This is a genomic window from Desulfurivibrio nitratireducens (assembly GCF_044068515.1).
Classification (GTDB): domain Bacteria; phylum Desulfobacterota; class Desulfobulbia; order Desulfobulbales; family Desulfurivibrionaceae; genus Desulfurivibrio.
The window spans coordinates 1-12,756 of the sequence record NZ_JBIPKI010000056.1 but is presented as its reverse complement, the minus strand read 5'-3'; the positions used below and the strand labels follow the sequence as shown (position 1 = coordinate 12,756).

Sequence of the window (12,756 nt, the reverse complement as noted above, 5' to 3'; positions counted from 1 at the left end):
CAGCTCCAGCTCCACACCCTGCTCTGGCCTCACTGTGCCCGGGGGCGCTGAGCAATTCCCGGCCGGAGGACATCGGGCCCGGGGATCAACTCTCCCGCCGGCAAGTCAGGCCTGACAACGAAAGACCCGTTCGCGAAAGAAATCGATCAACCCCTGGCGCCGCGAGGAGATCCGGAGCTGCTCGGGGACCAGGTCCGATTGCTCGGCGCGGGTGATCGACATTTTATACTCGATATGGGGGGCGAAGCGGTTGTCCAGATACCAGGCGTAAGATAGCCCGAAAAGCAGGCCCGGCGGGGTGAATCCTTCGCTGCCGTTGACCACCCGGGTAAAACGGAGAGGATCGTCCTCGGCCCGGTACATTCGGGCCAGGCGGAGGTATTCCACCAGCTCGGGGGCGGTAAAAAAGCAACGGCGCTCCTCATCATTCCGCATGGTCAAGCTGAAGATATAACCAACCTGCTCCCGCCCTGCCATCACCGGACTTTTTTCCTTGGCGGCGGCGTAGTTGCCCAGCAGGGACTGCCCGAGGGCGACGAGAAAAGCGATCTCGCAGCGCGGGGAGCCGGGGATGATATCGGCCCGGATCCTGATCATCCGATCATCGGGATCGTAAAAAGAAAAGACATTGTCCCATTCCTGGCAACGGCGCCAATCACTGACCGCCACCTGCCGCATGCCGGCCACCTGATCCAGGTGTTCGAGCAGAATATCCCGATGCTGCCAGAAAATATCTTCCAGCAGCGGCAGCCACTCGGCCTGAAGATCCATTTGGGCCAAGCGCTGGCGGAATTGACGCCGCCGCTCATCAAGGGTCTGGCGGCGGGGATTGAGCAAGGGGGCGGCAGTCCCCGCAGCCGGAGCCGGACCGGCAGGATCGGCAGTCGTCAACAAGGACCGCACAGTCCACAGGGCCCGCACGGCCGCGGCCACCGCCGCCGGATCGTGCTGGACCACCCGCTCGCCAGCAAGCTCGTACTGGGCGGCAATAGCGGCCTCCAGGGGCGCCGGGCCCAACTCCCGCACCCGCTCCCGGTCAAGATAGATCGGCACCTTGTTTTCCAGAGCGTAACTCTGCAGAATACTGCCGGGGATTTCCCGCATGCCCACCACCAGCACCTGGTGGAAGAGGGCGGCGATCCCCCCGGGAATATTGCGGTTGTAAGCCTGCAGCAGATCGGAAACATGGAAGCGGCGCTCCCGTTCGCCGGTTACCAGGTCGGTTTCCCCGGCCTGGACCCAGAGATTGGCCAGCAACAGCTTGAGGGCCCGGCTATTGCTCCGCACCGCCGCCGCCAGGCCCGGAACCTGGAGGATGGGAATAATGCTGGTAAACAGGCTGCCGGGAGCAAAAAGGATGATATCCGCCTCGGCAATGGCGGTCAGAATCCGGGCCGGGACTTCAGGTTGCTCGACGAATTCGACCATAACCCGGTTCACCGGGCTGCGGCGCCGGGCTCGGGCCGATTTGCTCTCGCCGCTGACCAGAACCCCGTTATCGTAAAGCATCTTGAGGGAGGCTGGGGTGGTGGTACAGGGCAGGACCGCCTCCGGCGAGGCTCCCAGCAGATCGGCCAGAAAAGCCAGCCCGGCCAGCACCGCGGCCGCCGGGGGCCGCCGGGGATCCACGGCTCCATCCATCGCCGGCTGCTGGTAAATGGCCGCGGTCAGCAGGAGATTGCCCAGGCAGTGGGGCCGCTGACCCAAATCCTGCATCTGCTCGTGGTGGAAAATTTCCTCGAGCAGTCCCTGTAGAGAACGCTCCAGGAAGGGATGCAGCCGGCTCAAGTCCACCCCGCATTGCTTCAGGATCGCCGGCGAATTTTCCGGCAAGCGCGCAAAACGGTAATTGAAAAGACGATGGAGCAGCCGTACCGTGGCCAGGGCTTCGGCCTCGTCCAGCTCGTACTGCTTCTGCAGCTTATCCTGACGCACGGCGGCGAGCAGGACATGCCGCAGGTCCCCGACGGCCAGCAAGGGCAGGTCTTTGAGCAGCTCGCCGGTGGAGCCGCCGTCATCGGTGACGCAAACCACCGCACTGGTTTGGGGGAAAACACTCTTGAGCCCGGCGAAAGGGGCATCGGGCCAGGCGGGGTTACGGCTGTCACCGCCGATGATATTGGCCAAGCCGGTGCCGCCGCCGAAAACCACAACCCTGGCCTCGGCACAGGAAGCCTGGTCAAGGGCGGCGGCCAGCTCCGCCAACCCCGCGGCCACCGGAGCCGGGGCGGCCGGCAGGCCGTTGAGTACCAGGGCCAGCAGCTTCTCCACTCTCTCTTCATAAGGCAAGAGATCAAGGGGGCTGAAGCGGGCTGCCTCCAGTTGGGCCAGTTGTCGGTCGATCTCGCTCTGCTGGGGCATTACTCCATCCAGGTCAGGTTAAAATTCCAGGGGCTATGAGCAGGACCCGCAACTTGGCTCGCGGCAGGGTTATTGGATTCCCGTGGCCGCCATCTGGCCGCGCACCATTTTCTCCGATTCGGCCAGGGAGGCTTGTTCCTCAGCGGTGAGAGGAAATTCGATGATGCGCTCGACCCCGGCGGAACCCAGCACCACCGGCACCCCGAGAAAACAGCCGAAAATGCCGAACTCGCCTTCCAGCCAGGCGGCGCAGGGCAGCACCCGCTTGCTGTCGGTTAAGATGGCTTCAGCCATTTCCACCGCGGCCAGCCCCGGGGTATAAAAAGCGCTGCCGGTCTTGAGGTGGTTGACGATTTCGGCCCCGCCATGCTGGGTGCGCTTGACAATGGCGGCGATGGTTTCCTCATCGAGCAGGTCGCTGATCGGCACTCCGGCCACATTGGCCAGGCGGACCAGGGGGAGCATGTTGTCGCCGTGAATCCCCATGACCATGGCATTGACATCCCGGGGAGCCACCCCCACGGCATCGGCGAGAAAAGTCCGATACCGGGCCGAGTCCAACACCCCGGCCATCCCGATCACCCGCTGCCGGGGAAATCCGGACACCTTGTAGGCGGTATAGACCATGGCATCAATGGGATTGGTCACCACGATCAGGACGGCGTTGGGGGAAAAACGAGCGGCCTGATCGGCACAGCTTTGGACGATCTCAACGTTTTTGGCCAGCAGATCATCCCGGCTCATGCCGGGTTTGCGGGCCAGACCGGCGGTGATGATCACCACGTCGGAATCCACCGAGTCCCGGTAATCATTGCTGCCGATCACCCGCCGGCTGAAACCGTCCACCGGCCCGGCCTGAAGCAGATCCAGAGCCTTGCCCTGGGGGACGCCTTCCATCACGTCCAGCAGCACCACATCGCCAAGATTGCGACTCAGGGCCCAGTGGGCGGCGGTGGCGCCGACGTTGCCGGCTCCGATAATGGTAATTTTAGGTCTCTTCATCTATTCTCCTCCTTTTAGGGGTTGATATCCTTGATAATTTTGATCACCCTCTGCAGGTCGGCGGGGGTGTCCACCTCCACCGAGTCGTGTTCGGTCAGGACCACCTGAATGGTGTAGCCGTATTCAAGGGCCCGCAACTGTTCGAGTTTTTCAAAATATTCCCATTCCCCCTCCGGCAGGCCCACGAAAGTGAGCAAAAACCCCTTACGATAGGCGTAAAAGCCCAGGTGCTTGTAATAGGTGGGGGCGCCGCCGCCGGGATCACGCTGGAAGGGAATCGGGGCCCGGGAGAAATAGAGGGCCCGCCCGTGACGATCAAAAACCGTTTTGACATGGTTGGGATCGTTGATTTCTTCGGGCCGGATAATGCGATAGATCAGGGTGGCCATGGGCAGAGCGGGATCGGCCAGCAGAGGCCCGGCTACCTGCTCGACCACCTCGGGAGCGAACAGGGGCTGATCGCCCTGGATATTGACCACCACATCCTGTTCATCGATTTCCATGACGGTCGCCGCTTCGGCCAGACGATCAGTTCCGGAAACGTGATCGCTGCGGGTCATCACCGCCTCGCCGCCGAAAGCGCGGACACAGGCGGCGATCCGCTCATCATCGGTGGCCACCGCCACTCGGGAAAGCAACGGCACCGCCTGAGCCCGCTCATAAACCTGCTGAATCATCGGCTTGCCGTTGATCAGGGCCAGCGGCTTGCCTTCAAAACGGTTGGAATGATAGCGGGCCGGAATGATGGCCACCACTTTGGCCTGTTTTTTCGCTGCGGAATCCATTATCGTTTTTCCTGTGCAGAAGAATTGGCCCCCGACCAAAGATAAAATCGCCGTGCTGGCGACCGACCCGGCCCTGGCCGCCGCAGCCACCCAGCTTGCTCAGCGCCTGGGCCTGCCCCTGGCTGATCCGGCCAGGCCGCCGCCCCCATTTTTGCTGCAACTGACGCCGGAGCGGCTGCAACTCTGCCAGACCGGCCCCGGGACCCCGGGACCGGTCTGCGTCGATCTTGCCAGCCCCGGCCTGAGCCACCGCCGCAAACGCGGGGGCGGCCGCCGGCAAAGCCTGGCCCGGGCGGTGGGAATCAAGGGCCGGCAAGCACCCACCGTCATCGATGCCACCGCCGGCCTGGGCCGGGATGCCTTCATCATGGCGGATCTGGGCTGCCAGGTCAGGCTCATTGAACGATCTCCGCTGATTCACGCCCTGCTGGCCGATGGCCTGCGCCGGGCCCAGGCCGATCCCGGCCTGGCCGCATGGGTCGGCCGACGGCTCCAACTTAGCCTGGGGGAGGCCGGGGCCATTCTGGCCGGGCTGACTGTTCCCGCCGCCGACGTGATCTATCTAGATCCCATGTTCCCGGAACGCAGCAAGAGCTCCCTGGTCAAAAAGGAGCTCCGCCTCCTGCGTCAGCTGGCCGGCGACGACGATGACGCCGATCTGCTCCTGGAGCAGGCGCTGGCCAAAGCCGGAGAGCGGGTGGTGGTCAAAAGACCCCGCCTGGCTCCCTTTCTCGCCGGCCGGCCTCCCAGTTTTTCCCTCAAGGGCAAAAGCAGCCGCTTTGATATTTACCTGATCAGCAAGCAGCCTTGACGGCTTTGCCGATCTGCTCCAGGCGCTCGGGGCTCAATTTGACCGGCACCGGGTAAACCAGCAGCCGATCCAGCAGGGCCGCCGAACGGGGCAAAGCGGCGGGGTCGTAATGGACCCGGCGCCGGCCGCCGGCTTCCTCGAAGGGCCAGCCGGAGCGGGCCAGGGTGGAGCCGGCCAGGAGATGCTCCCACTTGGGATAGTAGTGCCAGGTGTTGTTGGCAAAATAAACCGCTCCGGCTCCGTTTTGGCCCAGGATTTCATTGACCCGCCGGGCTTCGGCGGCATCGGGCAGGAAAAAGGCCAAAAACGATGCATTGTCGCCGGCCGGATCGATTACGGTGCGGAAGCTCACCCCGGGCAGCTGCCCGACCAGCTCGCGCAGGGCCTCCTTGTTGCGGCGCTGGGCGGCAATGATCCCGTCCAGCTTGGCCAGCTGGGCCAGGCCGATGGCTCCCTGGAGTTCCATCATCCGGAAATTGAAGCCGATAAAGCTGCGCCCCTCGCCGCCGCGGCCGCCGGGATTGGCCACGTGATCGTGGCCGTGGTCATGATACTCGCTCATCTTGCGCCAGAGATCTTCATCATCGGTGATGATCATCCCGCCCTCGCCGGTGGTCATGGTCTTGACCGGGTCAAAGGAAAAGGTGCCGCAAAGGCCGAAGGAGCCGCATTTACGGCCCTTGATGCCGGCCCCCGGGGCCTGGGCGGTGTCCTCCAGGACGGGGATGCCATGCCGGTCGGCAATGGCCTTAATTTCGGCAATCCGGGCCGGCACTCCCATCATGTGGACCGGGATGATCGCCTTGGTCCTGGCGGTGATCTTCCCCTCCAGGTCAGCCGGATCCAGGTTCAGGGTATCATCGACCTCGGCAAAAACCGGGATAGCCCCGACATCGAAAATCGCCTCCCAGGTGGCGACAAAAGTGAAGCCCTGGGTGATAACCTCATCGCCCGGCCCCACCCCCATGGCGGTCAGGGCCACCTTGAGGGCCGCCGTGCCGGAGGTCACCGCCTGGGCGTGCGCCACTCCGCAGTAACGGGCGAACTCTTCCTCGAACTGGCGGACCTTGTAAATGCCGCGTCGTTCGTTGGGAAATTCGTAGCGAAAAAGAACCCCGGTATCCAGGACCTCGCCGATCTCTTTTTTTTCTTCCTCACCAAAAACTTCAAAACCAGGCATATGTCCTCCACTTGCTGAGTAATCATCCCGAAGCCGGTAACGGCAACCCCTGCCCCTTATTGGCTTGAACTTGCTGTTATTCCCAACCGTTCATCGCTTCCTCGTAAATCGCCTCCACCTCTTCGCGGCTCGGCCGGCGCGGATTGTTGGCCACCGGACGGGCCACCGTCAAGGCGATTTTGGCCATTTCGGGGATGTCTTCCCGGGGTATTCCCAACTCCTGCAGGTTCTTGGGGATTCCCACGTCGTCGTTGAGACGCCAGACCGCCTCCACCGCTGCTTCGGCCGCCTCCCGCAAGGTCATGCCGCTCACGTCGACACCGAACATTTCCGCCAGGGTACTGAATCGCTCCGGCGCCCCGATCAGATTATAGGCCATTACATAGGGCAGCAGGACGGCGTTGGCCAGTCCGTGGGGGATCTTGTGCATCCCGCCCAGGGGATAAGCCATGGCGTGCACCAGGCCGACTCCGGCGGTGGCCAAGGCCTTGCCCGCCAGCAGGCTGCCGAGCAGCATGGCGGAACGGGCTTCGATATTGCCTCCGTTGGCATAAGCTTTGCCCAGGTTGGAGGCGATCAGGTCGATGGCCTCCAAGGCGTACATATCGGAGATGGTATGGGCCTGGGTGGAAACATAAGCCTCCAGGGCGTGAGTCAGGGCATCGATGCCGGTGGTGGCGGTGACATGGGGCGGAATGCTCAGGGTGAGGGCCGGGTCGAGGATGGCGGCATCGGGATAGAGGGGGTCTCCGTTCATCCCCGCCTTGGAGCCGGTTTTTTCGTTGATGAAAACGGCGGTAAAGGTAACCTCCGCCCCGGTCCCGGCGGTGGTGGGGATCATGATCTTGGGTACTCCATTCTTGGCGATTTTACCTAAGCCGATATAGTCCTCGGCCTTACCGCCATTGGTCAGCAGGATACTCACCGCCTTGGCGATATCCATGGCTGAACCGCCGCCGACTCCGACCACGCAGTCGCACTTCCCTTTCCTGGCCAGCTTGGCTCCGTTGTCGGCCAGCTTAAGGCCGGGTTCCGGGTCTACCCGGTCATAAACGGTGAAGGGAATCTTATCGGCAGCCAGGGAAGCGCTGACCGGCTCCAGCAGCCCGGCGGCCACCACCCCGGGATCAATAACCAGAAACACCCGGCTTCCCCCCAGTTCGCGGACCAGGGCGGCCAGGTCATTTACGGTATTGAACCCGAAACGAATCCGGGTCGGCTGGGTTACGGTGAAGGCTTGTCCGTTCATAATATTATCCTTTGGTTGTTAACTTTTATTAATCGGGAGCGTCCCGGCCTTGCAGATCAAGCGGCGCCAAAATCCGGCCTGGGAATTTCTCCCTCTCTTACCGGATGTCATCGAAGGAGCCTGGCGGCGACCTGCCCGGCCACCGGTTTACCTTTTTTGATTTGCAAAAGCCGGACCGGCTGTTAGTCTTGTGGCCAGGCCAACCCCTGGCTGTCTGCCTAAAAACGGCAATTCTACCGCAGCTTATCAAGGAATACACGCAAAAGATGCAGATGGATATCAGCAGATCGGAAAAAAAGCGGCAAGCTGTGCGGGTGGAAAAACTGGCCGGAGAACTCGCCGATCTTTCCCCGACCGAAATTAGAAAACTGCCGGTGGATGATTTTCTCAAACAGGAAATCCTGGCCCTTCTGAAGCTCCAGGCCGGCGCCCGCAAGCGCCAGATCAAGTTCATTGCCAAGGAACTGCGCGAGCATGAACAGATGTATCACGACCTGAGCGCTTACCTGGCTCAACGCAAGGGATCAAGAATCAGAGAGAAGGACCAGTTCCATGAACTGGAAAACCTGCGCCAGGCCATCATCACCGACGCCATCTCCGCCCTGGAAGAGGCCCGCGCCCAGGATCTTCCCCTTCCCGCTGACTGGCCCAGCCCAAGCCTGGAACAGGTCGCCCTCCTCTTCCCCACCTTGGATCTCGAAAATATCCGGGTTTTGGCCAGCCGCTTCGCCCGCACCCGTAAAATCGCCCACAGTCGTGAAATTTTCCGCCAACTGAAAAGTGCCAGGGAGCGGAAAGAGTATCAAGATCTTGTCCCGCCAGATGCAGCGAAGCAAGCCGGCCCCGCCGGCGATTAAAGCCGGCACGGCGGCGAACCATCGAAAAAAGGACCGTCCGGTCAACACCATAGTAACCGCCCCGGCCATGCAGCTTGGTTACACCCAGGCCCTTCCGGGCGGCGTGATCCTTGGCAAATCCAGCCAGCGTTCGGAGCGGAATGGTCGGGTGGAGGCAATGCGCCACCAGGGCTGCCCCGGTCAGTCCGGCGGCGAAGACGCCCCTGCCCCATCATAATGCTTTTGACCGCAATGGCGCAGGTGGCGCTGCCCAAGGCAAGCAGCATGGTCTGGCGATCCAGTCGATCAGAAGTATATTTTCATGGCTCCCCTCTTACTCAACTCTCAATTGAGCCGAAAATGCCGAAGTGGCCGGGCCGGCACTGCTTTACCACGCTTCCGGCGGGAAAGCTGGCTGAGAATACAGGTAAGACGTCGGGGCACCTGTTTAATTCAGGAAGTAAAGGCTTGCTCGCCCTGCGCCAGCACCGTCTCCCAGTTGCGGAACTCCTGGTAGCGGTCGAGGCGCACCGGGTAGTCCCAGGAGCCGGTATTGTGGACGATCCGGCCGCCGAATCCGATCTTAAACCGGTACATGCCGTGGAAGAAGTGGTCCGGATCATTGCCGGGCGAGATTGCCCCCATATCGTAGGTGTGGCAACCCCGGGAGCGGGCGTAGCACATCGCCTGCCAATGTAGAGCATAAGAGGCCATCAGATCCCGGCTATGGTTGGCTGAGGCACCATGGAGAAAGAGCGCCCTCTGTTCGGAAAGGACGAGGATCGCCCCGGCCAGGGGATCGCCCTTGTAGCTGGCCAACAGTAGCAATACCTCCGGATCGGTCAGCAGGTCCCGTTCGGCGTCGAACAGAGCGGTAAAGTAGTGGTACTCGCTCATCATGAATCCGTTGCGCTTGGCGGTCTGGCCGTAGAGCCGATAAAAGACGGGCAACTGTTCCACCGGGGCGATTTCCACGCCCACTCCCTTCCGTTCCGCCAGGCGGATGTTATATCGCGTCTTCGCTTTCATGCGAGCGAGCAGTTGCTCTTCGGCGCTGTCCAGGTCAATCACGCAGGAATTAGCCACGGTCACGTCCAGCGGAGCCTTGCGCAGGTTCCAGCGCCGGGTGCCGAAATTCATGCGCATTTCCCTGACCCGGGAAGAGGGTAAATCGTACCAGTTCTGCTGGGGCCTCTCGCCGGCGTAAGGGGATTCCCACGGCAGGTCGTAACGGATGAAAGTTAGGTCGCCGTCGATCTGGTCGACCACCGATTCGGACAATGCTTCCAGAAAGGGGCCATACTCATCCTGCGGCGGCGCGAACTCCGGCCCTTGGGGGACATAGGCAGCCACGGTATTTGGGCCGAATGGCTTGACGATCAAAAGCATGTCGCGGGCCAGCGGTGAGTCGTCGATCTCGAAGGCGTAGGTCTTCCAGCCTTGGCGAGATTTCACCTCCCCCCAATACCTGCTTTGAAAGAGGATACCGGTCTGATACAGTTCACGGGGCTGTTTCGGCGTGAGAGTCAGGTGCACAGCGTTTTCTCCTTGGGTGTTGCCTGTGGTGCGGACACAGGTTGTCAGTTATGCTGACGGGACAAAAAAAAGTGCCGACCCCCCAAAAGGGGCCGGCATGACCTGCACATGCTTTTTAGCAAATTCCGTGCCGGACAGCCTGAGCGGCGGCCGCTGTGCACCGGGCCCAAAAGCTCCCTCGCCGCGAGACGCACTCCGACGCGGGATTAGGCCCGGCGGCCAGCCGCACGCCGACCGCTGATCAGGCCATTTGCCGGGCGAAGGGGCAGGCAAAAAAGCGGGGCGTTTTCCCCCGACGGCCGGTTTCTCCCCACTCCGAAGCCATCCGTCTACTCGCATATAAATGGAGGAACGGTGCCATGCAGGCACAGGCCTTTCTCGAGGAACGGGCTAAACTGATCGAGCGCAACAAGGAGCTCTCCTGCCTCTACGAGATCGCCAAGATCGTCGCCCACAGTGAAACCTCCTTTGCTGAGGTGCTGCAGGCCATCGTCGCCATGCTGCCCTCGGCCTTCCACCACCCAGATCGGGTGTGCGCCCGCATCGTTGTGGACGGGCAGGTGTTTCAGAGCGAGGGTTTCGCCGACTCACCCCATATGCTGCGCGCGGACCTGCGCATGCAGGAACGGTCCCGCGGCGTCATCGAGGTCTTCTTCCGGTGGCGGGAAGGTGCCGCTATCGGCGACCCCTTCTTTCCCGAAGAACGAAAATTGCTTCAGGCCATCGCCGGCCAGGTGAGCTTGATGATCGGTAACCGCCTGGCCAACGAGCATCGCGCCCAACTGGAGAGCCAGTTGCGCCATGCCGACCGTCTCGCCAAGGTGGGTCAGCTGACCGCCGGGGTGGCCCACGAACTGAACGAGCCGCTGGCCGCCATCCTCGGGTTCGCGCAACTGGCGGCAAAAAAGATCGAATCACCCGAACAGGCGAGCCGCTATCTGGACAGGATCATCCACTCCTGCCTGCACGCCCGGGAAATCATCCGTAAGATGATGCTGTTCAGCAGCCCCGGGGTGCCCCGCACCCGCCGGGTAGATCTGAACCATTTACTGACGGAGGGACTGTCGTTCATCGAGCCGCGCTTTACTCGGACATCAATCCGCTTCGTGACCGAATTATCTCCGGACCTGCCGCCAGTTGAGGCGGACAGCGCGCAGATCACCCAGGTGCTCGTCAACCTGGTGATCAACGCCATTCACGCCATGGCTGACGGCGGCACACTCACCCTACGCACCGAGGGTGGCGGGGGTGAGGTGCGGATGATCGTCGCGGACACCGGCATCGGCATGGATGCGGCTACCCTGGAGCAGATCTTTCTGCCGTTCTTCACCACCAAGGACGTGGACCACGGCACCGGCTTGGGGCTGTCGGTGGTGCACGGTATCGTCACCGGCCATGGCGGCAGCATTGACGTGCAGAGTAGCCCGGGCCGGGGCACGACCTGCACCATCACCTTTCCGGTCTGCACCAATGATGTATCTTGAGCCGTAGTCAGAGCGGACAACGCAACCGGATCAGGCAAGACCGTATCGGTGGCTTTGTCTCGACAACTGGGGTTGAGGAGGAGTCTATGTGGGAAAGTGAAAGAGAGACCAGCGATGCTGCGGTTGCGGGCAGCTACCGAATCCTCGTGGTCGACGACGCCGAGGACGTGCGCGAGGTGATCCAGACCAACCTGAAGGACCAGGGCTACTTGGTGGAGACCTGCGCCGGCGTCGAGGAGGCGCTGCGGATTCTGGCCGTATCCGCCTTTGACGTGATTATTACCGATCTGCGCATGCCCCGGGCCAGCGGCCTGGAGCTGATCCGCCATGTGCGCGATAACCTGGAGGACGTCGAGATCATTATGATCACCGGCTACCCGTCCATCGCTGGCGCGGTGGAGGCGGTGAAGACCGGGGCCGAACACTACCTGGCCAAGCCCTTTACCGAGCGGGAATTGGTCGAGGCGGTGTACGCCGTAGTCAACAAGCTAGCCCGCCGGCGGTTGGCCCACGGACCGGCGGCGGTAGATGGCGCCCACGGCATTGTTGGCGCCTCGGAGGTCATGCAGCGGGTGTTCCGGCTGATCGACCGGGCCGGCGCCACAGCGGCCACGGTGCTTATTTCCGGAGAAAGCGGCACCGGCAAGGAACTGGTCGCCCGCGCCATCCACTACGCCGGCGCGCGCAGGGCCGCGCCTTTCGTGTCGGTCAACTGCACCGCAATTCCAGAAAACCTCATCGAAAGCGAGCTGTTCGGCTATATCAAGGGGGCCTTCACCGGCGCGGCCGTTTCTCGGCGCGGCTTCTTTGAAATGGCCGGCGGCGGCACCCTGTTTCTTGACGAGATCGGAGATGCCAGCCTGGCCATGCAGGCAAAGTTGCTCCGCGCCATCCAGGAAAAGACCATCTACAAAGTGGGCTCCAGCCGGCCAGTGAGGGTCGACACCCGGCTGATCTGTGCTACCAATAAGGATCTGCCACAGCTCATTGCCCGGGGATTATTCCGCGAAGACCTCTACTTTCGTATCAATGTCATCGACATCCCCCTACCGCCCCTGTGTGAGCGAGGCGATGACCTGCTGCTACTGGTCAACCATTTTCGCGCGAAATACTCCCGTGAGCTCAGACGGCCGGCACCCTTGTTCAGCGTTGAGGCACTGAAACGGCTGACAGGGTACCATTGGCCCGGAAATGTGCGCGAACTTGAGAACCTCGTGCAGAAACTGGTACTCATGGTCGAAGGGGAGCAAATCGGCCCGGCAGACCTTCCGGCGGCAATGCGGTCCGCACTCAGTGTACCCAGGCGGCTTGACCGCAGCCTGGCGGAATGCGAAGCCGAGTATATTCGCGAGGTGTTGGCCAGCGTGGGCGGCAACAAGACCCGGGCGGCGGCCATCCTCGGCATCGACCGCAAGACCCTGCGGGAGAAGATCGGCAAGCGGCCCTAAGCCCGACAACCCGAGGTTGGCCGTAGCAAACGATAACGTAAAATATTTTTCGCTTTTTTAGTAA

Annotated in this window: 10 protein-coding genes and 1 pseudogene; 4 read left to right on the top strand and 7 right to left on the bottom strand. The window is 62.0% G+C overall.

The annotated features are described in order from the left end of the window. Positions 1 to 105: 105 nt before the first annotated feature. The 3 genes from ACHHTY_RS10920 to kdsB form a co-directional block, all read right to left on the bottom strand. Complete coding sequence (locus ACHHTY_RS10920; protein ID WP_395494178.1) at positions 106 to 2,361, bottom strand: gluconeogenesis factor YvcK family protein; 2,256 nt, start codon at positions 2,359 to 2,361, stop codon at positions 106 to 108. Between the two features lie 69 nt (positions 2,362 to 2,430). Next, positions 2,431 to 3,363 (bottom strand): malate dehydrogenase, encoded by a 933-nt coding sequence (mdh, locus tag ACHHTY_RS10915; protein ID WP_395494177.1) that lies wholly within the window; start codon positions 3,361 to 3,363, stop codon positions 2,431 to 2,433. A 14-nt stretch (positions 3,364 to 3,377) separates the two neighbouring features. Next, a complete protein-coding gene (gene kdsB / locus ACHHTY_RS10910) occupies positions 3,378 to 4,148 on the bottom strand; it encodes a 3-deoxy-manno-octulosonate cytidylyltransferase (protein ID WP_395494176.1) in 771 nt (256 codons plus the stop codon). Between the two features lie 52 nt (positions 4,149 to 4,200). Between kdsB and ACHHTY_RS10905 the strand changes: the two genes are divergently transcribed. After that, positions 4,201 to 4,959 (top strand): class I SAM-dependent methyltransferase, encoded by a 759-nt coding sequence (locus ACHHTY_RS10905; protein ID WP_395494175.1) that lies wholly within the window; start codon positions 4,201 to 4,203, stop codon positions 4,957 to 4,959. Here the strand turns inward: ACHHTY_RS10905 and ACHHTY_RS10900 are convergent. Further along, positions 4,943 to 6,139: a DegT/DnrJ/EryC1/StrS family aminotransferase gene (locus tag ACHHTY_RS10900; RefSeq protein WP_395494173.1), complete on the bottom strand. Its 1,197-nt coding sequence runs from the start codon at positions 6,137 to 6,139 to the stop codon at positions 4,943 to 4,945. The two genes, ACHHTY_RS10905 and ACHHTY_RS10900, sit on opposite strands and share 17 nt — an antisense overlap. A gap of 76 nt (positions 6,140 to 6,215) precedes the next feature. Then, positions 6,216 to 7,388, bottom strand: a complete 1,173-nt coding sequence (locus tag ACHHTY_RS10895) for an iron-containing alcohol dehydrogenase (RefSeq protein WP_395494172.1) — start codon at positions 7,386 to 7,388, stop codon at positions 6,216 to 6,218. A gap of 272 nt (positions 7,389 to 7,660) precedes the next feature. Here ACHHTY_RS10895 and yjgA point away from each other — a divergent pair, with 272 nt between their 5' ends. After that, the gene (gene yjgA, locus ACHHTY_RS10890) at positions 7,661 to 8,245 is read left to right on the top strand and encodes a ribosome biogenesis factor YjgA (protein ID WP_395494171.1); all 585 of its coding nucleotides are present in this window, start codon (positions 7,661 to 7,663) and stop codon (positions 8,243 to 8,245) included. A gap of 19 nt (positions 8,246 to 8,264) precedes the next feature. Here yjgA and ACHHTY_RS10885 read toward each other — a convergent pair. Together ACHHTY_RS10885 and ACHHTY_RS10880 are read right to left on the bottom strand one after the other, a co-directional pair. Continuing rightward, a pseudogene (locus ACHHTY_RS10885) lies at positions 8,265 to 8,411 on the bottom strand (hypothetical protein); the annotation flags it as partial. A 266-nt stretch (positions 8,412 to 8,677) separates the two neighbouring features. Next, positions 8,678 to 9,760 carry a lipid II:glycine glycyltransferase FemX gene (locus ACHHTY_RS10880; protein ID WP_395494170.1) on the bottom strand — a complete coding sequence of 361 codons (1,083 nt, stop codon included), beginning with the start codon at positions 9,758 to 9,760 and terminating at the stop codon, positions 8,678 to 8,680. A 359-nt stretch (positions 9,761 to 10,119) separates the two neighbouring features. On the opposite strand from ACHHTY_RS10880, the gene ACHHTY_RS10875 reads away from it, so the two are divergent. Further along, positions 10,120 to 11,244 carry a sensor histidine kinase gene (locus ACHHTY_RS10875; protein WP_395494169.1) on the top strand — a complete coding sequence of 375 codons (1,125 nt, stop codon included), beginning with the start codon at positions 10,120 to 10,122 and terminating at the stop codon, positions 11,242 to 11,244. 86 nt (positions 11,245 to 11,330) lie between these two features. Continuing rightward, a complete protein-coding gene (locus tag ACHHTY_RS10870; protein WP_395494168.1) occupies positions 11,331 to 12,692 on the top strand; it encodes a sigma-54-dependent transcriptional regulator in 1,362 nt (453 codons plus the stop codon). The last annotated feature ends 64 nt before the right edge of the window (positions 12,693 to 12,756 follow it).